This is a genomic window from Methylomonas stagni (genome assembly GCF_050154735.1).
In the GTDB taxonomy this organism is placed as follows: domain Bacteria; phylum Pseudomonadota; class Gammaproteobacteria; order Methylococcales; family Methylomonadaceae; genus Methylomonas; species Methylomonas koyamae_A.
The window spans coordinates 3,598,534-3,618,300 of the sequence record NZ_CP189557.1 but is presented as its reverse complement, the minus strand read 5'-3'; the positions used below and the strand labels follow the sequence as shown (position 1 = coordinate 3,618,300).

General features: G+C 57.4%; 18 protein-coding genes and 2 pseudogenes. 6 read left to right on the top strand and 14 right to left on the bottom strand.

Annotated features, from left to right (window positions below):
• Positions 1-56 precede the first annotated feature (56 nt).
• The 6 genes and pseudogenes from ACP4CD_RS16575 to ACP4CD_RS16550 form a co-directional block, all read right to left on the bottom strand.
• Complete coding sequence (locus ACP4CD_RS16575) at positions 57-776, bottom strand: YcbK family protein (protein ID WP_426991692.1); 720 nt, start codon at positions 774-776, stop codon at positions 57-59.
• A gap of 419 nt (positions 777-1,195) precedes the next feature.
• Positions 1,196-1,939 (bottom strand): methylenetetrahydrofolate reductase, encoded by a 744-nt coding sequence (locus tag ACP4CD_RS16570; RefSeq protein WP_281021898.1) that lies wholly within the window; start codon positions 1,937-1,939, stop codon positions 1,196-1,198.
• Between the two features lie 316 nt (positions 1,940-2,255).
• On the bottom strand, positions 2,256-3,719 hold the full coding sequence (locus ACP4CD_RS16565) for a transglycosylase SLT domain-containing protein (RefSeq protein ID WP_426991691.1): 1,464 nt from the start codon (positions 3,717-3,719) through the stop codon (positions 2,256-2,258).
• A gap of 237 nt (positions 3,720-3,956) precedes the next feature.
• Positions 3,957-4,664 (bottom strand): FumA C-terminus/TtdB family hydratase beta subunit, encoded by a 708-nt coding sequence (locus tag ACP4CD_RS16560; RefSeq protein ID WP_426994699.1) that lies wholly within the window; start codon positions 4,662-4,664, stop codon positions 3,957-3,959.
• 21 nt (positions 4,665-4,685) lie between these two features.
• Positions 4,686-5,476, bottom strand: a pseudogene (locus tag ACP4CD_RS16555) (fumarate hydratase); the annotation flags it as partial.
• A gap of 217 nt (positions 5,477-5,693) precedes the next feature.
• Positions 5,694-5,906 (bottom strand): hypothetical protein, encoded by a 213-nt coding sequence (locus ACP4CD_RS16550; RefSeq protein ID WP_071160012.1) that lies wholly within the window; start codon positions 5,904-5,906, stop codon positions 5,694-5,696.
• A 55-nt stretch (positions 5,907-5,961) separates the two neighbouring features.
• Here ACP4CD_RS16550 and ACP4CD_RS16545 point away from each other — a divergent pair, with 55 nt between their 5' ends.
• Positions 5,962-6,261 (top strand): hypothetical protein, encoded by a 300-nt coding sequence (locus ACP4CD_RS16545; RefSeq protein WP_426991690.1) that lies wholly within the window; start codon positions 5,962-5,964, stop codon positions 6,259-6,261.
• A gap of 53 nt (positions 6,262-6,314) precedes the next feature.
• On the opposite strand, the gene mltB is transcribed toward ACP4CD_RS16545, so the two are convergent.
• The 4 genes from mltB to ACP4CD_RS16525 all read right to left on the bottom strand — a co-directional run bounded on the left by mltB (position 6,315) and on the right by ACP4CD_RS16525 (position 10,257).
• Positions 6,315-7,481 (bottom strand): lytic murein transglycosylase B, encoded by a 1,167-nt coding sequence (gene mltB / locus ACP4CD_RS16540; protein WP_426991689.1) that lies wholly within the window; start codon positions 7,479-7,481, stop codon positions 6,315-6,317.
• Between the two features lie 18 nt (positions 7,482-7,499).
• Positions 7,500-8,633, bottom strand: a complete 1,134-nt coding sequence (locus ACP4CD_RS16535; protein WP_064026987.1) for a PilT/PilU family type 4a pilus ATPase — start codon at positions 8,631-8,633, stop codon at positions 7,500-7,502.
• A 15-nt stretch (positions 8,634-8,648) separates the two neighbouring features.
• Entirely contained in the window at positions 8,649-9,686 is a 1,038-nt protein-coding gene (locus ACP4CD_RS16530) for a type IV pilus twitching motility protein PilT (RefSeq protein WP_064026984.1), read from the bottom strand.
• 238 nt (positions 9,687-9,924) lie between these two features.
• Positions 9,925-10,257, bottom strand: a complete 333-nt coding sequence (locus tag ACP4CD_RS16525) for a TraR/DksA family transcriptional regulator (protein WP_064026982.1) — start codon at positions 10,255-10,257, stop codon at positions 9,925-9,927.
• 130 nt (positions 10,258-10,387) lie between these two features.
• On the opposite strand from ACP4CD_RS16525, the gene ACP4CD_RS16520 reads away from it, so the two are divergent.
• Genes ACP4CD_RS16520 through ACP4CD_RS16510 form a run of 3 tightly spaced genes read left to right on the top strand, consistent with a single transcriptional unit; the run spans position 10,388 to position 14,177 of the window.
• Positions 10,388-11,293: an AAA family ATPase gene (locus ACP4CD_RS16520; RefSeq protein ID WP_426991688.1), complete on the top strand. Its 906-nt coding sequence runs from the start codon at positions 10,388-10,390 to the stop codon at positions 11,291-11,293.
• Entirely contained in the window at positions 11,290-12,234 is a 945-nt protein-coding gene (locus ACP4CD_RS16515) for a DUF58 domain-containing protein (RefSeq protein WP_426991686.1), read from the top strand. The genes ACP4CD_RS16520 and ACP4CD_RS16515 overlap by 4 nt, the downstream gene beginning before the upstream one ends.
• Positions 12,231-14,177 (top strand): DUF3488 and transglutaminase-like domain-containing protein, encoded by a 1,947-nt coding sequence (locus ACP4CD_RS16510; RefSeq protein ID WP_168030382.1) that lies wholly within the window; start codon positions 12,231-12,233, stop codon positions 14,175-14,177. Before ACP4CD_RS16515 ends, ACP4CD_RS16510 begins: the two co-directional genes overlap by 4 nt.
• A gap of 20 nt (positions 14,178-14,197) precedes the next feature.
• Here the strand turns inward: ACP4CD_RS16510 and ACP4CD_RS16505 are convergent, their stop codons facing one another.
• The gene (locus ACP4CD_RS16505; RefSeq protein WP_426991684.1) at positions 14,198-14,503 is read right to left on the bottom strand and encodes a hypothetical protein; all 306 of its coding nucleotides are present in this window, start codon (positions 14,501-14,503) and stop codon (positions 14,198-14,200) included.
• A gap of 99 nt (positions 14,504-14,602) precedes the next feature.
• Between ACP4CD_RS16505 and ACP4CD_RS16500 the strand changes: the two are divergent.
• Both ACP4CD_RS16500 and ACP4CD_RS16495 read left to right on the top strand, forming a co-directional pair.
• A pseudogene (locus ACP4CD_RS16500) lies at positions 14,603-15,517 on the top strand (SPFH domain-containing protein); the annotation flags it as partial.
• Positions 15,518-15,526: 9 nt separating this feature from the next.
• Positions 15,527-15,970, top strand: a complete 444-nt coding sequence (locus ACP4CD_RS16495) for an NfeD family protein (protein WP_281021909.1) — start codon at positions 15,527-15,529, stop codon at positions 15,968-15,970.
• A 28-nt stretch (positions 15,971-15,998) separates the two neighbouring features.
• Here ACP4CD_RS16495 and ACP4CD_RS16490 read toward each other — a convergent pair whose 3' ends face one another.
• From ACP4CD_RS16490 to murI, 3 genes are all read right to left on the bottom strand, one after another.
• Positions 15,999-16,784 carry a class I SAM-dependent methyltransferase gene (locus ACP4CD_RS16490; protein WP_064026968.1) on the bottom strand — a complete coding sequence of 262 codons (786 nt, stop codon included), beginning with the start codon at positions 16,782-16,784 and terminating at the stop codon, positions 15,999-16,001.
• A gap of 197 nt (positions 16,785-16,981) precedes the next feature.
• Positions 16,982-18,397 (bottom strand): dihydrolipoyl dehydrogenase, encoded by a 1,416-nt coding sequence (gene lpdA, locus ACP4CD_RS16485; protein ID WP_426991683.1) that lies wholly within the window; start codon positions 18,395-18,397, stop codon positions 16,982-16,984.
• A 509-nt stretch (positions 18,398-18,906) separates the two neighbouring features.
• A complete protein-coding gene (gene murI, locus ACP4CD_RS16480; RefSeq protein ID WP_426991682.1) occupies positions 18,907-19,716 on the bottom strand; it encodes a glutamate racemase in 810 nt (269 codons plus the stop codon).
• Positions 19,717-19,767: the final 51 nt, after the last annotated feature.

Genomic DNA, 19,767 nt, shown 5'->3' with positions numbered 1-19,767 from the left:
TCCGGGATGCCCATAAAAAAAGCGCCTTAAAGGCGCTTTTTTTATGGGCTGGCGAGTTACAAGCTCCAGGTTCTAAACGTTCCGGTATCCAGGTGGATGAAATTCGAGTCCGGATAATAGCCCACTCCGCCGCGATGCATCGCTACCGCCGCATTGTGGATGCGCCGCAGATCGAAGCGTTCGATGCGAATGTCGACCGCCCGGCCATACATATGGAAGCTGTTGTTGGCAACGCCCGAATGTTCGGCGTGCAATTTGGCGTTGGTTAACGGCGAGCGATATCCGCAAATCACGTCGAACGGCTGACTTAGACCCAGCATTTGCTTGAGATCGTGTAATTGATCCAAAAGCTCCGGATCGATGGGGTGAACATCATCGGTGCGGTGGTCCCGCAGCAAAAAACTGATTTCGTTCAACGCATCGCTCAGATAGCGGCCTTTTTCAAAATAGGTCAGATTCAAGTGATCGCCGGTATGCGGATTTTGAAAAGCCAGCGAACGATGATTCACCAAGCGTCCCCGGTCCGCTAAAAACATCGGCTCGCGCGGGCCTGGCAGCACCAAATCGCGTTGGATCGGTTGAATCTCCGAATGTACTCTACCGCCGTGATAACTATGCCGATTCGCATAGTGATATTCCGTCGTCACGCCGTGTTTTTTTCCGCCGTAAACGTCGTGTACCCGGCTGTTAGGCGCGCCATGCTGGTCCGCCGAAGCGAGACGGGCATGACCGTGATCCGGTCGCGCGGATTTAGCCGATCTGCTTGCTACCGTCATGTTTGATCCCCGGCTGGATCCAGACTTGTGAATTTCTCGCGCCGCCTTCGCGGCGTGTTTAGGTAAGCGCACCGCAGTTCTGCCGGCGGTTGCCGCACCATGGTTGTGTTCCGATTTTGCCGCCGATTTTTTTGCTGCCTGCACCGCGCCGGGCATCGCTATAGATAAGACAGCGCCGACCGCGAAACGGCCGAAAAAACTACGGCGAGAGAGTTCCACCTCGTCTTGTTTGCTGCTGTGATTTTCTAAGTTACGTCTCAGCATCCATCATCTCCCAATTTAACTTCGCTCGGATAGTTATTGATTCCGAAGGCCAAAACCCAAAAAGGTCCGGAACGATTATAGCACTGCATCACGGTTCTGGCCCGTTTTGAGGGAAACCGCGGCTCCTCTTCGGTGCGGCAATGGGTAGGAGTATCTCAACGCGGCAGGTCTATCCGTTCGAAATACTTTTGCAAGTCGATCCGAATCGGCATGAAGTAAACGTGCAGATCGGCAATGGCGGCGGACGCGATCAGCTGGTTGGCGAAGGCAACGTTCCAGTCGTAATCGGGGCGGAAGTCGGCCGGAAATTTGACCTGGTTTTTGACTTCCCAATAATTCATCGACGCTTTGGTGGTTATCGGACTGATCCCGATATAAGTCTCCAGCCCCCGAACCTGCTCGGCATAAATTTCCACCATTCGGCTATCGTAGAACGGTTGCGAAAATAGCCCTGTCGCGCCGGCATCGGCCTTGCGCTGGATGTAGTCGCATTCGTCCCGCAGACCGTGCCGATGCGGGTCGAAACCGGCATAGATATTCAACTCGGGAAAACGCTGATGTGTCGCACGAATCAGATCCACGACATCGGTGTTGTAAAAAGCCCGCTTCAAGCCTTCCGGCGGATCGCCGGTGACCAGCAATACGCTGTCCAACTGGTACTGCTCGATGATCCGGTACAACTCGCCGCTCTCAATCTTGAAATCGATTGCTCGAAAATGCGGAACAAAGCGATATTTGCCGCGATCGATGCGAGTCGCCAATTCCCAACTACGGGTGTCGAAACGCTGGATATCCGGTATGTTGATGATATTAATACCGTTACCCAAACCTTGAACGAAAGCGTATTGTTCATCGAAAGCCGCAAGGCTTCTAGGCACTATTTCAAAAGAGATATTCATGGACGTTGCGTGCAGTGTTGAGCATCGATTCGCCGTTACCGTTAGCGCTTAGGTCGAACCAAAACTCAATCATCCTAGATGGCCTGCTCGGAGATTCGGCTGCCGGCGCTAGCGCTGGTTGCGATGTTAGGGTGTTGAAACGTTTGTTGGACGTTGAGTTAATGAATGTAGGGTTGGCGGCAGCGGATATTTAGGCATTTCCGACGGAGGCATCTCCGCCGGGGGGCAATACACACGCTACATCGGGCCGATTGATTCGGTATTCTAGCCGACTCCGGGACAAAAAACGCGTGCGAGACGGTTCGGAACTATTTTGCTAAGGGATGAATTGCTCGCGCGTTTGTTGCTGATGCTGCTGAATTGCCAACTGCAGCTTGTACGCCGCATAGTATTTGTAAATATTGCGCACGTACGTCGTGGTTTCCCAGCCTATTTTATCGGCGACGACCAATTCCAGGTTATTGAACCAGCGATTGGGGTCGAAGCCGCGCTTTTCCGCCTCGCGGCGCAGACGGGTGATGGCGCCGGGGCCGGCATTGTAGCTGGCGAAGGCAAAAAGCGTTCGGTCGTCGTCGCGGAACTCGATGTCGCTGAAGTAACGCACCATCAAATCGTCCAAATACTTTGCGCCGGCGTGGATGTTGGCTTCCAAACGCCGCACGTCGCCGACGTTTAGGCTCCTGCCGGTGGACGGCAATACCTGCATCACCCCAATCGCGCCGGTTGGTCCGCGCGCGCTCTGCCTCAGTTGCGATTCCTGAAAACCTTGGGCGGCCAGCATCAGTGGGTCGAAGCGGTATTGGTCGCCGTATTTTTCGAACAGCTTCAGCATATCGGCGAAACGCTGCCATTCCTGATCGGCGGTGTTGTTCCGGATTTGCTCGATGTTTTTATTGAAAGCCACGATGGTTTGTTCGATCAAACGATGTTTTTTGACATCATTGAAATAAAAGTCCCGCAGTACTGTCTGCAATTCGGGGCTTTGCTTGCGAAAAACCCACCCCGACTGTCCGGCGGAGCGCACCGCCACATCGGTCACGGTGATATTGGGCAAAACCTTGGCCCAAATATCCGCCTTCCAATCGTCGACGATGATGATGCCGACCAAGCCGGCATTCAGCATTTCCATTAAATCTTCGTCTTCAATCGCATCCGGTACGGTGACGATATTGACCGGCGCTTTTCCGGCGCTTTTCAGTCGGCCGTTCAACGCGGTCAGGCTGGCGTGGTAGCTGGACGACGGGCGGACATGCACGGTTTTGCCGCTTAAGTCCTCGACGTTAGCGATTACTTCGCCGCCGCGACGAACCAGCACCAACTCGGAGATCGAATAGTCGTCGGGCGCCAGAAAGTCGACCAGATCAAGACGCTCCGGGGTTTTAGTCAGATCGGCGGCGACAATGTCTCCCAAGCCGCGCTTGAGATCATCAATCAGCCGGTCGCGAGTCGTCGGCACGATTACAACGGTAATCGGCCGTTTGTGTAACTGCTTGGCGTATTGATGGTTAATGTAACGTTCGAAGTTACGCACCAGTTCGGCGGTTAAACCGCGCTCGCGACCCTTATCGTGAAAATATAGCGTCCGGCTGTGAGGCGCTAAAACTCGAATTAATCGCCGCTCCAACATTTGCGAGAAATCGCCGACCCAAACCTCGTTGGTCAGCGACAATTGCCGGGTCGAACCGGATGTGGACCGGTTCGGAAATAGGTCGGCATCGGCAAGCGCGGGTTGCGGCAACGCCAGACACAGTACAAACAGTTTCAGTATGAATTTCGGCATCGGACGATGAATAACACTGCTTTGAAATTATCGAAGATTGGCACTATACCGCGAGCTGGGGACAGGTGGGAACGTCGAGTTGGCATGCGGGTCCGCTTGATTTTCCGAATAGATTTCGTTGTCGAGTCAGCGTGGACGGCTAAGGTGCCGGGGTTACCCCCGTTTCTAATTACCAGGCCTCGAATCCTTGCGTATTGGTAGACTGCCGGCTTCAGGCTACGGGGGTAATGCCGTAAATTACTCGGTCACGACTGGAATCTTGCCAATCTTCGATTGCCATTCCTTGGGAGCAGTGTCGTGTATCGACTCGCCCCGACTATCGACCGCCACCGTCACCGGCATGTCTTCCACCACAAATTCGTGAATCGCTTCCATACCCAGCTCGGGAAAGGCCACGATACGCGCCTGCTTGATGGCCTTGGAGACTAAATAGGCCGCGCCGCCGACCGCGATCAAATAGACGGCTTTGTGCTTGGCGATGGCGGCTATTGCTTGCGGGCCGCGCTCGGATTTGCCTATCATGCCCAGTAGGCCGGTTTTTTCCAGTACCGTATCGGTAAAGCCGTCCATTCGGGTGGCGGTGGTCGGGCCGGCCGGGCCCACGACTTCGTCGCGTACCGGATCAACCGGGCCGACGTAATAGATGAATTTATCTTTTAAATCGACGCCGTTCGGTAACGGCTCTCCTTTGTTTAAAAGATCGACGATACGCTTATGGGCGGCGTCGCGACCGGTCAGCAATGTGCCGCTGAGCAGTAGAGTTTCGCCGGGTTTCCAGTCGGCAACGTCTTGCTTGGTCAGACCGTCGATATTGACGCGGCGCGCTGTGCTGGCGGACTGGGTAATTTCCGGCCAATCGGATAATTTAGGTGGCGTCAGTATGGCGGGGCCTGTACCGTCCAAAACAAAATGGGCGTGACGGGTGGCGGCGCAGTTGGGGATCATCGCCACCGGTTTGTTGGCGGCGTGAGTCGGGTAATCGAGGATTTTCACATCCAGCACCGTGGTCAGCCCCCCAGACCTTGGGCACCGATGCCTAGCGCGTTGACCTTGTCGTACAACGCCAGCCGCAATTCTTCCAGCGCATTGCTGGGGCCGCGCGCGATCAAGTCCTGAATATCGATAGCGCCCATGCAAGCCTGTTTAGCCAAGATCATGGCTTTTTCGGCGGTGCCGCCGATGCCGATGCCGAGAATGCCGGGCGGGCACCAGCCGGCACCCATGGTCGGCACGGTTTTCATCACCCAATCGGCGATGCTGTCGGCCGGATTCAGCATCACGAATTTGGACTTGGCTTCCGAACCGCCGCCCTTCGCGGCGACTTCCACGTCTACTTTGTCGCCTGGCACCAGTTCCATATGAATTACCGCCGGCGTATTGTCCTTGGTGTTGATACGCTTGCCGGCCGGATCGGACAGGATCGACGCGCGCAACACGTTATCCGGATGCAGATAAGCCCGCCGTACGCCTTCGTTGACCATTTCGCTAACACCCAGCTTGGCGTCCCAGCGCACCGCCATGCCGATCTTCAAAAACACCGTGACGATGCCGGTGTCCTGACAAATCGGCCGCCGGCCTTCCGCGCACATCCGCGAGTTAATCAGAATCTGCGCCATCGCGTCCTTGGCGGCCGGGCTTTGCTCCTTCAGATACGCCGTGTGTAAGGCGTCGATAAAATCCTGAGGATGGTAGTACGAGATGAATTGCAAGGCATCGGCGATGCTTTGGATGAAATCGTCTTGACGTATCGTTGTCATGGCGCGACTGAAAGCTAAAAATCAGCCGAAAATTTACCACGAAGAGCCAAGGAATTGAGTATTTTTGAAATCGCGGGATTTATCCGCTAGCTCGTTGATTCATCGGATTCGCAATAACCCCGCAACGCCATACGCCAAGACCTAGATATTCCCGACATTGACCAATAGGGTTCTGAAAGTGCGGCGTGCCGCTCTCGATCTCGATGGCCTTGTTTGATTATCGAAGGCATAAATCCGGCATATCGAAGAAGACTTCCAGGCGATCCAGTTCGGTGTTGGCGATTTCCAGCGCGGCATCGAAAGTCGCCAAGTCGCCGGATTGGGTGGCGATATCCAGCATCAGATCGCACATCGATTTGGTTTTGATCAGGGAGTCGCGTTGCCTTTCCAGTTCTTCCTGTTGCTCGTCTGTTATTAAGTAAATTTTCATGACAACTATCCTTTACCGTCCACGGTCAGTCCAATGTCAGCATCGCCATTTTTCTTTGAAAGAATTTACGATTTGGCAATCTGGTTTGATTAAAAATGTGATCAATTTTGCAATTATCGGCTTGTTGCGTATGGTCGCCTTGAAAGCGCCGGCCTGGAATTGTTCGAAGGTCCAGTGCGCGACCATGATGACGGTGCGGATGTCGGGAAGGTTTTTGACATGCGTCGGCGCTGGTTGGTGGGAACCGCGCGGTTCGCAACGCATTGAAACTATGGATGTGGAGTGTGAGGATTCAGTCGGGTGGACACCGCGCGGGCCGGCTCGCGCTGCAACCGGAATTTGCCAGTGCGTTTAAGGCCGGGCTTGGCGGCATTCGACTTACCGTACGACTTACGTTAGACCTTGGGACTAACCTAGACCGTCCCCGCCCGCCGTTCTCAAATAGCCGTTTTTGATCGCTTGAGCCAGCTCGTGTACCGCCATCGCATAATGGGTGCTGTGGTTGTAACGGGTAATGACGTAAAAGTTGGGGTGTCCCAGCCGGTATTCGTCGCGGTCATGATGGCGGAGCAACAGCAAACTGAGCGGGTAATCGCAACTGCAGGATTCCGCCGGTTTCAGCCCCGCGTCGGTCAGTTTGTCCAGCGAATACCGGCTGTCGAAGCCGGTTTCCAATTCGGCGGCGGGTTGGCCGGACGCGGCGGAAACCACCGGTTGACCGGCTTGCCAACCGTGTTCGGCAAAATAGTGGGCGACGCTGCCGATCGCGTCTTCCGGATTCCATAGATCGCGGCGGCCATCGCCGTTGAAGTCGACCGCCCATTGCAAAAAGCTGCTGGGCATAAATTGACCCAAGCCCATCGCGCCGGCGAACGAGCCGACCGGCTTGCCGGGGTCCACGCCTTCGGCACGGGTCATGACCAGAAAATTCTCCAGTTCGCCTCGGAAATACTCGCCCCGGCGCTGGTAATCGAAGGCCAAGGTGGTTAGGGCGTCGATGACGCGGTGATTGCCGACGAAACCGCCGAACGTGGTTTCCACCGCCAGAATGCCAAGGATGTACTCGGCAGGCACGCCGTATTCGCGGCTGGCGCGTTGCAGCGAGGATCGGTACTTTTGCCAGAAAGCGACGCCGGCGTCGATATGACGGGCGTCGAGAAATTGGGCGCGATAGCGGCTCCAGCCGCCCTTGGCCGGCTTGCCCTTCATCGCTTGGTCCGACTTGGCGAGGTAGTCCAGAGTCCATTGCTTGCGCTTGGCTTGGCTGAACAGGCCGTACAGATATTCGCGATGGAAGCCGTGCTTTTGGCTGATGTCGTCAATAAAACGGCCGAGCGCTGGGTATCCGGCGTAATCGCCGGATACCGAAGAGGCCCGATAGTTGCCCGGTTCGGCCAGCGGTCTTAAATCGGGTGTCGCGGTACGGCCGCGTTCCGGCGGCGCTTGCCGGGTTGGACTGTAAGCCCGCTCGGAGGGCGCGTTCTTGGAAATGGGTTGAGAGCTGCAGCCATCCAGCAGCGCAATCAGCAGGACGGCGGCGATTTTGTTGGCGCGCGGAGAATTCGGAGGTTTCAAAGGTCGGGTTACCCAATGCTATTTATACAGCGCGCCTCCGTCGTCGTCGTTTTCTTCCAGCATCATGTCCTTGACCTCGAAATTGACGTTTTCGGCGCCCAGTTTGATCATCAGGCGGACTTCGTTGCGGGAGTCGGCGGCGTGCAGCGCGTCTTCGTAGCTAATTTTACCGGCTGCGTACAAATCGTAAAGCGCTTGGTCGAAAGTCTGCATGCCGTGTTCGCGCGAATTCTTCATCAATTCCTTCAATTTATGCACTTCGCCCTTGCGGATCATGTCCGACACCAGCGGGGTGTTCAACAGAATTTCGATCGCCGGATAGCGGCCCTTGCCGTCCGAGCGCTGCACCAGTTGTTGGGCGACGATACCACGCAGATTCAACGATAGGTCCATGAACAATTGGCTATGCATCTCCTCCGGAAAGAAATGCAGAATCCGGTCCAACGCTTGGTTGGCGTTGTTGGCATGCAAGGTACAAACGCACAAGTGACCGGTTTCGGCGAAGGTGATGGCGTGCTGCATCGTGTCGCGGGTGCGTACCTCGCCGATCAGGATCACGTCGGGCGCTTGCCGCAAGGTGTTTTTCAGCGCGACTTCGAAGGACTCGGTATCCAGGCCCACCTCGCGCTGCGTCACAATACAGCCTTGGTGCGGATGGATGAACTCGATCGGGTCCTCGATCGAAATGATGTGACCGCTGGTGTTTTCGTTACGATGCCGAATCAGCGCCGCCAGCGATGTGGATTTACCGGTGCCGGTCGCGCCGACGAACATCACCAGACCGCGCTTATACATGATCAAGTCTTTCAGCACCGGCGGCAGGTGCAGTTGTTCGGCGGTCGGAATCGTGGTTTCGATGCGGCGTAACACCATGCCGGCCGAATCGCGTTGAGTGAAGGCGCTTACCCGGAAGCGGCCCAATTCACTGACACTCAGCGCGAACTGGCATTCCTTGGTATTCTCGAACTCGTCGCGCTGGCGTTGCGACATCACGCTGAGCACCAGTTTCATGGTTTGTTCGCTGTTCAAAACACCCTTGGATACTTCGACGACCTTGCCGTCCACTTTCATCGACGGCGCCCGGCCGGCGGTAATGAACAGGTCGGACGCTCTTTTCTCGACCATCAGCGCCAATAAGGCTTTAAAGTCCATGGCCCCTCCTTAACCTCAGCGGAACATATCTTTGTTGACCGCGCGCGTCATCGCCGCCTTCGCGGTGATCAAACCCTTATCAACCAGCTCCTTCAGGTTTTGATCCAGCGTCTGCATGCCGTCCTTGCGGCCGGTTTGGATCGCCGAATACATTTGCGCCACCTTGGCCTCGCGGATCAGGTTGCGAATCGCCGGCGTGCCGACCATGATTTCGTGCGCGGCGATTCGGCCGCCGCCGACTTTCTTTAGCAGCGTTTGCGAAATTACCGCTTGCAAGGACTCCGACAGCATGGCCCGGATCATGTCTTTCTCGGCGGCGGGGAACACGTCGATAATCCGGTCTATGGTTTTCGCGGCCGAGGTGGTGTGTAGCGTACCGAACACCAAGTGGCCGGTTTCCGCGGCGGTCAGCGCCAGCCGGATGGTTTCCAGGTCGCGCATCTCGCCGACCAGGATGATGTCGGGGTCTTCCCGCAAGGCCGAGCGCAAAGCTTCGTTAAAACCTAAGGTATCGCGGTGAATTTCGCGTTGGTTGATCAGCGATTTCTGGCTTTCGTGAACGAATTCGATCGGGTCTTCGACGGTCAGGATGTGCGCGTAATCGTTGGTGTTGATGTGATTGATCATCGCCGCTAGCGTCGTCGACTTACCGGAACCGGTCGGTCCGGTCACCAGGATCAAGCCGCGCGGTTTGGTACATAGTTCCGCGAAAAATTTCGGCGCGTCCAAATCTTCCAGCGTCAGCACCTTGGACGGAATGGTCCGGAACACGCCGGCCGCGCCGCGATCCTGATTGAAAGCGTTGACCCGGAACCGAGCCACGCCGGGCAACGCGAACGAAAAGTCGGTCTCCAGAAACTCCTCGTAATCGCGGCGCTGCTTGTCGTTCATGATGTCGTAGATCAGCGCGTGGACTTCCTTGTGATTGAGCGGCGGGATGTTGATCCGCCGGATGTCGCCGTCCACCCGGATCATCGGCGGCAAGCCGGCGGACAAGTGCAGGTCCGAGGCCTTGTTTTTAACGGAAAAAGTCAGCAATTCTGCGATGTCCATGGGGCGGGGTCCAACGAAAAAAGGTGGTGGGCAAAGGATAGTACAAAATCCGAATCGGCGGCGGGGATGCGCGCCGAACCCGCCGGAAACGACAGGCTTGGACGTCACGATGCCGCGAACCCTGGCCGCCGGAATGGTTGCGGCCCTGAAGGCCCGGCCGTTGTTTTTGAATGCGGGGTTCAGGCCCGAGGGCTCGCGTCATCCGTCTGGAACCACTGAAGGTGATTCCTCGGCGGGTTTACTGTTGCTCGGCGCAGCGTATACAGAGCGCGGCGTAGGGCAACGCGGCCAGCCGGGCGGGCTTGATCGGCTCGCCGCAGCGTTGGCAGATGCCGTAGGTGCCGGCGTCGATGCGGATGATCGCTTGCTTGATTTTTTCGACTTCGTCCCGAGTGACGTTGCCGATGGCATCCAGCACTTCGTCGTTCTCGGTTTGGGTCGCTTGTTCGGAAAAATCGCGGTCCAGCGCTTGGTCGATGTGCTTAACGTCGTCGGTAATTTTACCGAGGCGGTCGTCCAGCTCTTCCAGCATGTTCAAAAGCTGGTCGCGCACGTCGTCGTAGTCTTTCATAAGCGTCTCCGCGGTCCGGCCGGATCGCATGGGTGTTGGGGCTGTCGGCTTTATACAACGAAGCCGATGGCGGGTGCAACCGGGCTGGACTATACTCGGCCGCAGCCCTTTCGCTACCGACATTTCGCCGATGGATCTCGCCCTCGAACGCTTATTGGACACCGCTAACCGGATTATCCTCGGCAAGCCCCGCCAAATCCGGTTGGCGGTTTGCTGTCTGCTGGCCAGGGGGCATCTGTTGATCGAGGACATTCCGGGCGTCGGCAAAACCACGCTGGCGCACACTCTGGCCAAACTGTTCGGGATGGAGTACCAGCGCATCCAATTCACCAGCGACATTTTGCCCGCCGATATTCTCGGCTCGTCGGTCTTCGATGCCCAACGCCAGACGTTTACGTTTCACGCCGGACCGATTTTCAAGCAAATGGTGTTGGCCGACGAAATCAACCGGGCCACGCCCAAGGCGCAAAGCGCGTTGCTGGAGGCGATGGAAGAGCGTCAGGTGACGATAGAAGGCAAGACCTATCCGTTGCCGCGGCCGTTTTTCGTGATCGCGACCCAGAATCCGACTCACCAGATCGGCACTTTCCCGCTGCCGGAATCGCAGGTGGATCGGTTTTTGATGCGGATCGAACTGGGTTATCCCGATCGCCAGGCCGAACGCGAATTGCTAAGCGGCCGTCCCCGGCATGCCTTGATCGACAATCTGCCAGTGGTGATCGGCGCCGGCGAATTGCTCGAAATGCAATTGGCGGCGACCGAGGTTCACGTTTCGCCGGCCTTGCTGGATTATCTGCAAGGCATCTTGGATTTCAGCCGGCACCACCCGGATTACGCCAGCGGCTTGTCGCCGCGCGGCGGATTGGGCTTATTAGCCGCTGCTAGGGCTTGGGCGTTTCTGGACCGGCGCAAGGCGGTCTTGCCGGAAGACTTGCAAGCCGTGTTGCCGGCGGTGGCCGGCCATCGCTTGCAGGCGGGGGTTGTCGATTCGGCGGCCACCGTCGCGCCGATACTCGAACAAGTCGCCGTGTTGTGAGCCTGAAGCTGTCGGAACGCTTTCGCCTGTCCCGCTTCATTCGCGGCGAAGCGCCGTCCGGCGACGCGATAGAACTCAATCACCGGCGCATCTTCATTATTCCCAACCGGCGGGGATTGTTGTTCGTTGGCTTGATCGGCGTGCTATTGCTGATCGGCTACGTTTACGGCAACAACCTGTGCTACTTGTTGGGGTTTTTGTTGGCCGGCGTTTTTTTCGTGACGATACTGCATACCTATCTGGCGCTGGCGGGCTTGGTGGTGCGGGCCGGGCGGCAGGCACCGGTATTCGCGGGCCAACCGGCCGCTTACGCTTTTACGCTGGAACCGGGACGGCGACCTCGTCCAAATCTCGAGTTGAGTTTGCGGAGTCGCTTGACGGTGGAATTGCCGGCCGAACAAAGCCGTACCGTCACGTTATTCGAGACTGCCGCCCTGCGCGGACGGCGCCAACCGGGCACTTTAACCGTCACCAGTAGTTATCCGCTGGGTATATTTCGGGCTTGGTCGCCGTTGCGTTTCGATAGTCCGTTGCTGGTTTACCCTAAACCGGCCGAGCCGGGCGCGCCGTTTCCCGAGCAAGCCGGCGGCGACGGCCGGGCAGGCTATCGGGCGCGCGGCGGCGACGAGTTCAACGGATTGCGGGCCTACCAACTCGGCGACACCCTGCGGCAGATCGATTGGAAGACTTACGCCAAGGGCCAGGGCGTGCATAGCAAACAGTACGGCGGCAATACCGCCGCCGAGCTGTGGCTGGATTTGCAAGCGGCGTCCGGCCACCATTTGGAGGAACGCTTGAGTTTGCTGTGCCGCTGGGTGGTGGACGCCGAACATGCCGGCCTGCGTTACGGCTTGGTGCTACCCAATCTGCGTTTCGCGCCCGATCGAGGTACCCAGCATTATCGGCGCTGCCTGGAAGCGCTGGCGGTGTTCGGCGTATGACCGACTATTTACCCGACCGCCTGCTCTGGTTTGTGTTGGCATCGACCGGCCTGATCGTGTTGCCGCACGCCTGGCACGTGCCGCTGCCGCTGTTCGGCTTTTTCCTGTTGCCGCTGGGCTGGCGATGCGTGGGTATCGGCCGGCCGGACTGCTTGCCGGGCAAGTGGCTGTTGTTCGCGCTGACCGTGGCCGGGCTGGCCTTGCTGTTCAGTCAGCAGCGCGGCGTGTTCGGCCGCGATGCCGGCACCGGTTTATTCGTGGTGTCGCTGGGCTTGAAATTGTTGGAAATTCGCGGCCGGCGCGACGTCTACGTGATCGTGTTTTTGTCGTTCATCGTCGCCGCCACCCAATTTCTTTACGAAGAAAGCATCTTGATGGCCGGCTATATTGCGCTGGTCTGCGTCCTAGGCTTGGCGACCTTGATTACGTTGAACAGCCGGACGCCGCGCACCGGCGCGGCGCTGTGGAGTGCCGGGCGCTTGATCGCCCAGGCTGTTCCGGCCGCGCTGGTGTTGTTCGTATTGTTTCCGCGACTGGAGGCGCCGCGCTGGAGTTGGTTGCAGGATACCGACAGGGCCAGGAGCGGCTTGAGCAATAAGCTGGAGCCGGGCGCCATCGCCGAACTGAGTCTGTCCGGCGACCTGGTGTTCCGGGTGAAGTTCGCCGGCGAGCTGCCACCGGCCCATCTGCGTTACTGGCGCGGGCCGATTTACGCCTTCACCGACGGCGTGGTTTGGCAGCAATTGCCCTATGCCGGTCGCGGCGAAACCGATCCGGCCTTCGATACGTCGCAGGTTTACGACTACACGCTGTTGATGGAACCGCAAAACCAGCATTGGGTCTACGCGCTGGATTTGCCTTACCGCTATCCGCCCGAATTGCGCCGCAACGGCTTGTACCAATTGCTGGCCGACAACAACCCCGGCGAACGCGCCGAATATCGGCTGGCGTCGGCCCCCAACTACCGGACCGGCGACCTCGACGACTCGGGACGCCGGGAAAACCTGCAACTGCCGGGCAAGCTGGCGCCCAGGATCCAAGCGCTGGTCGAGCGCTTGCGCGACGGCGATGCCGATCCGGAACGCTTCATCACTCGACTACTCGGGTATTTTCGCGAGCAGAATTTTCGTTACACGCTGACGCCGCCGACTATGCCGGTCAAACCGATCGAAGCGTTTTTGTTCGACCACCGGGCCGGCTTCTGCAGTCACTACGCGACCGCGTTCGTTTACGTGTTGCGGGCGGCGGGCATTCCGGCGCGGGTGGTGGGCGGTTATCAGGGTGGCCAGTTCAACGCGGTCGGCGGCTTTCTGGAAGTCCGCCAAGCCGACGCGCATGCTTGGGCGGAAGTCTGGCTGGCGGAACGCGGCTGGGTGCGCTTCGATCCGACCGCGGCGATTGCCCCGGAGCGCATCGAGCGCGGCGTCGATATCGACCTTCAGGTTGCCAGCGGCGCGGTGAACTTTCGGGCCTCCAATTTCGATCCAACGGCGCTAAGTTGGTTGCAACGCAGCGCTCAATTGTGGAGTAACGTCGATTATCAATGGCAGCGCTGGGTCATCAATTACGATAACGCCAGTCAGCGCGAATTTCTTTCGGCGCTGGGGATCCAGGATTGGTTGACGCTGGCCTACTGGCTGTTTGCCAGTTTGGCCGGCATCGGCGGGCTACTGGCCTGGCGTTTGTTGAAACCCTTGCGTCGGCGCCGGGACCCGGTCGCCGAGTTGTACAGACGCTTCGTCGCGCGCTTGGTCAAAGCGGGATTGATGGCCAAACCGGGGTATGGTCCGAGCGAATTGGCGGATCAGCTTCGCCGGCTAAGACCCGATTTAGCCGAACCGGCCAGCCGCATCGCCGAAACGTTTAACCGTCTGTATTTCGAGGAAACCGGCGAAGACGTCGATCTAAGCGATTTGAAACGGCGGATCGACGCGCTACGCTGATCGGCCCGGATCGGCCCGTTTTAGGGCTGAGTCGCCGGCTTGGCGGCCGGCGCCGGTTTAACGACCGGCACGTCGCCGCTGGTGGGTGCCGGCGGCGGTGGGGTTTGGGCCTTGGCTTGTTGGGCTTTTTCGGCTTGGAGTTCCTTGTTGCCTTCACCGTACATCACGGCCGACGTCATGAACAGGCCGGTGCAAACAAAGATGATCGGTAAGCGGCCGGGTTTGTCCATCCAAAATAGCAGCCACTTAGGCTTGATCAAACCGACCAGCAACAGGACTAAGGTAAGAATCAGGAGGTTGAAGCTGTAGTAAATCAGAGTGTTCATGTATCCGGGTTGGTTAGCGGCAGGTGAAAGAAACCTATATTATTACCAGGCTTAGGATCGGCAATCATAAAAAAATTACATCAGCCTCGGGAGGCAGTTATGGGCGGTTTCGGTTTATTCGTGACAGTGTTGTTCTTTTTCGCCATTTTGATGGTGTTCATGAGCGTCAAATCGGTGCCGCAAGGCATGGAATACACGGTCGAGCGTTTCGGCAAGTACACGGCGACCTTGACGCCGGGTTTGAACATCATCGTCCCCATCATTGATCAGATCGGCAGAAAATTGAACATGATGGAACAAGTCATCGACGTGCCGTCGCAGGAAGTCATTACCAAGGACAACGCCATGGTGCGGGTGGACGGCGTGGTGTTCTACCAAATCATGGATGCCGCCAAGGCGGCTTACGAGGTGAATTATCTGGATGTGGCGATTATCAATCTGGTGATGACCAACATCCGCACCGTGATGGGTTCGATGGACCTGGACGAATTGCTGTCGCGCCGCGACGAGATCAACGCCCGTTTGTTGGCGGTGGTCGACGACGCGACCACGCCGTGGGGCATCAAAGTCACCCGGATCGAAATCAAGGACATTGCGCCACCCAAGGATTTGGTCGATTCGATGGCTCGGCAAATGAAGGCGGAACGGGAAAAACGCGCGCAGATTTTGGAAGCCGAAGGCTTGCGGCAGGCGGAAATTTTAAAAGCCGAGGGTTTGAAACAGAGCGCGATTCTGGAAGCCGAAGGCCGCCGCGAAGCGGCGTTTCGCGAGGCCGAAGCCCGCGAGCGCTTGGCCGAAGCCGAGGCCAAGGCCACGCTGATGGTGTCCGAAGCCATCGCCAAGGGCGACGTGCAGGCGATCAATTTTTTCGTCGCGCAAAAATACATCGAGTCCATCAAGGAGATCGCTACCGCCGACAACAGCAAGCTGATTCTAATGCCGCTGGAAGCCTCCAGCGTGATCGGTGCCTTAGGCGGTATCGGCGAATTGGCCAAGGAAGCTTTGTCCAAAAAGGCTAGCGCGATGAGCGAATTCGACATCGTGTTCTGGTATTGGTGGGTGGCCGCGGTCGCGTTCCTGGGCTTGGAGATTTTGGTCAGCGGTTTCTTCTTTTTGTGGCTGGCGGTGGCGGCTTTCGTGACCGGCGCGTTGTTACTGGTCGTGCCGGTGATGGGATTTAACGTGCAAGTGCTGCTGTTCTCGGCGATGGCGATCGCGGCGGTACTGGCTTGGCGCCGTTACGCCAGCGCCAAATCGCAAACCAGCGATCATCCGCTATTGAACCGGCGCGGCGCGCAATACGTCGGCCGCACCTTCAATCTGGTGGAAGCCATTGAAAACGGACAGGGCAAAATCAAGGTGGACGACACGATCTGGAAAGTCCACGGCGACGATTGCCCGGTGGGCGGGAAGGTCAAGGTAGTCGCCGTCAACGGTACCGTGTTCGACGTGGAAATCTGTCGCTAGCTACCCCCCAGTGAGAGGATTGCGATTTTTAACCCAGGGTGAGCTTCAATCCGCCAATAGTTTGCCCTGGGTGCTCGTTATCGTTCACGGGCTTAACGCTGAAGAATTTGTCCAAAAACAACGAGGTAGTCTCGGCGTGGGTATTCAAGGGGCCGAGACCGCAAAAATCGATCTGAAGCAATCCTGAATCTCTTAGCAATTTGGCGGATTCCGGATGCCAGTCGGAGTTATCGAGAATAATCAAACCACCTGCTCTTAAATGCTTTAACGCGTTGTTTGCGCAAGCGTAGCGCGTCCTGAAACGAGATTCGCCGTCGACAATAATGACGTCGAACTGGCCGAAATTATTCAAAGCCTCCGCGTAATCGCCAAATGCTTGACTATATTCATCCCCATCTATTGCGACAAGTATCGGTGTGGTGTTGTCCGGTAAGACATTGGAAGACAAGATTTTGTCGTACCAGACCCGTGAGCCCTCCAGGCTCACGACCGATTTAGACCGGCCGGCCCACCATCGAGTCGAATTGCCGCAACCGAATTCAAAGACTTCCGCTTCTGAAAAATCCCATTTCGCTAGTTGTTCGATGGCCGGATAGGTGTACCAGGGGAGCGGATTACCTTCGCGGTCGACGCACATGGTTTCGCGAAGCGAACGCAAATACCCTCTATGAGTTCCAACCGCGCTGCAAGTGTACAAATACTGCTCCAACTCAGATGCGCTAAGCCTATCGTCCAGCAGATTACAGTGTTTAAGTATTCGGTACTTCTTTGCCAATTCAGGCAAGTATTTTATCTTTTTGAATAATTTTTCCATTTTCAGACCTGCTATCAAAGTAAATATTTATAGCCCACGCGGCGGCCTGTCTGGAATCTAACGCTAATTCCGAAGGAAATTTCCCATTCCGATGGACGACGCAAGTGATTGAGGAAAAATCAATCATCAAATAAACAACTTGCCGGACATTCAATTTCCGACGTCAATTATGATCGGAAATCAAACCGCTAAACTATCTACTTTTTAACGTAAAGATCGGTAATCGTCCCTTCTATCATCTCCGCCGCGAACGCAAACGTCTCCGACAAGGTTGGGTGCGGATGGATGCTCAGGCTGACGTCGGTGGCGTCAGCGCCCATTTCCAGCGCCAATACCGCTTCCGCCACCAATTCGCCTGCGCCGGGGCCGGTGAAGCCGGCACCCAGGATTCGCCCGTTGGTTTTGTCGGTCAAAATTTTAGTGATGCCTTCGCTACGTCCCAAGGCTAACGACCGACCGCTGGCGGCCCACGGGAATACGGCTTTGTCGTATTCGACGCCTTGCTGTTGCGCCTGGTTTTCGGTCAATCCCATCCAGGCCACTTCCGGATCGGTGTAGGCCACCGATGGAATCGTCAACGCATCGAAACCGGCTTTATGGCCGGCAATGGTTTCGGCGGCGATTTTGCCTTCGTGAGTGGCTTTGTGGGCCAGCATCGGGTTGCCGACGATATCGCCGATCGCGAAAATGTGGCCGACGTTGGTGCGGCCCTGTTTGTCGACCGGAATAAAGCCGCGTTCGTCGACCGTAACGCCGGCTTGCTCGGCGTTTATCAATTTGCCGTTTGGACGGCGGCCGACCGCGACCAGCACCGCGTCGAAAGTTTCCGATTCCGGCGCGTCCTTACCTTCCATCGCTACCTTAATGCCGGTGTCGGTGGCTTCCATCGCTTTCACGCTGGTTTTCAGCCACAGATTGTCGTATTGCTTTTTGATCTTACGTTGCAGCGGCGTGACCAAATCCTTGTCGCAGCCGGGGATGATTTGGTCCATCAACTCGACCACGCTGATTTTCGAACCCAACGCGTGATACACCGTCGCCATTTCCAGACCGATGATGCCGCCGCCGACGATCAGCAGCTTCTCCGGCACGAAGTTCAAGTTCAACGCATCGGTCGAATCCCAGACGCGCGGGTCGTCGTGCGGGAAACCGGGAATTTTGGTCGGCTGCGAGCCGGCGGCGATGATCGCGTTATCGAAAGTCACGGTTTGGCTGCCGGACTCGTTTTCGACGGTCAGGCTGTTGGCCGAAGCGAACTTGCCGACGCCGTTGATCACGGTGACTTTGCGCTGTTTGGCCAGCTTCGCCAAACCTTGATTCAAACCCTGGCTGACGCTTTGCTTCCAGCCGCGAATTTTATCCAAATCGACTTGCGGCTGGCCGAAGCTGACGCCGTGTTCGGCCATCGCCTCGGCTTCGTGAATGATTTGCGCGGCGTGCAACAAGGCTTTCGACGGAATACAACCGACGTTCAGACAAACGCCGCCCAGCACCGGATAGCGTTCGACCAGGACCACTTGCTTGCCCAAATCGGCGGCGCGGAAGGCCGCCGTGTAACCGCCGGGGCCGCCGCCCAGGACCAGAACTTCGGCGTGAGTTTGTGTATTGCTCATGAAATGGAACTCCTAAATGACGAAATCGGTGAGGCGTGCCAGCTGATGCCGAAACGGCGCCAACGCTTAAAGGCGATTTTACAGCTTACCGCGACGGATCAAAAACTAAACTGAGGCCTTTCGGTAAAACCTGCGTCAGCGACCGGCGGCACGCGCGAGCCAGATGCCCTGAAGCATTAAGCATCAGACTAAGGGTAAGGATCAGCCGGGTTTCGGGGGAACCCGGTCGGAATCGCCGGGCGACTTTCGAGACGGGGTTTTATACGGATGAGCCGTAGGCGAGGACCCGTGGCGTGGTATTCCACATATTCGGTTTGGATTACTGTTTTCCCTGAATAGTTACACAAGCCGTTCCTATCATGTCGGAGAACCCCGAGTAATCAAAAAGCTGGGTGGATCGGCTTCAATCGCGATCGAAGGCGTTCGGACACCGGTCTGTCCGTACTTCCCTCAACGACTTTCGGCACAAACAGACAAGTGCTCGTCGGGTCCTTATACCCTCGGGCCGGCTACGGCATACCGGCTGGTAGCGTATACACCGCTTGGGCGGTTTCGCCGATCGTCGCCAAAAAGGCCGACATGTCGGGCGCCGAACCGGACGTGTAGAAAGTGGTGGCGCTGGCTGGTCGCCGAGGCGCGGTGGCGGCCGGCAGAACTCGGGCGAGTTGTCGGGCGATGGCGTAGGAAGGCTCGACCACCGCGACCGCCGGTCCGGCAATCCGCGAAATTTCCGAAGTCAGAAACGCGTAATGCGTGCAGCCCAGCACAATGGTATCGGCGCCGGCGGCAATGCCGGGGCTGATGAATCTGTCCAACAGATCTAAGGTTGCCGCGCTACCAAATTCGCCGCGTTCGACCTGGTCCGCCAAACCCGGACACGGTTGCAGGATCACGTTAACCTCCCGGCCGTAGGCGCTGCACAGTCGGGCGACCGACGCGCTCCGGATCGTGTTGGTGGTGGCCATGACCAACACCACCTTGGATTGCGTGATTCGCGCGGCCGGCTTGATGGCCGGTTCCATCGCGACGATCGGCAAGCCATGCAGTTTGCGTAGCTGTTGGGCGGCGACGACGCTGGCGGTGTTGCAGGCCAGCACCAAGGCTCGCGCGCCGCGTTGCACCAGGAAGGCGGCGATTTGCCGGGCGCGCGCTTCGATGAAGTCCGGCGCCCGGTCGCCGTAAGGCGCGTGGGCATTGTCCGCGACGTAAACGAAGGATTCGTTTGGCAACTTTTCCCGTAAGGCGCGCAACACCGACAGTCCGCCGATGCCGGAGTCGTAAACGCCGATCGGCGCGGAACAGGTTTCGGAGGTGGGCATGATCGAGCTAAGGCTCCCAATTGGCGAACCGTGAATTTTCGCACATTCACT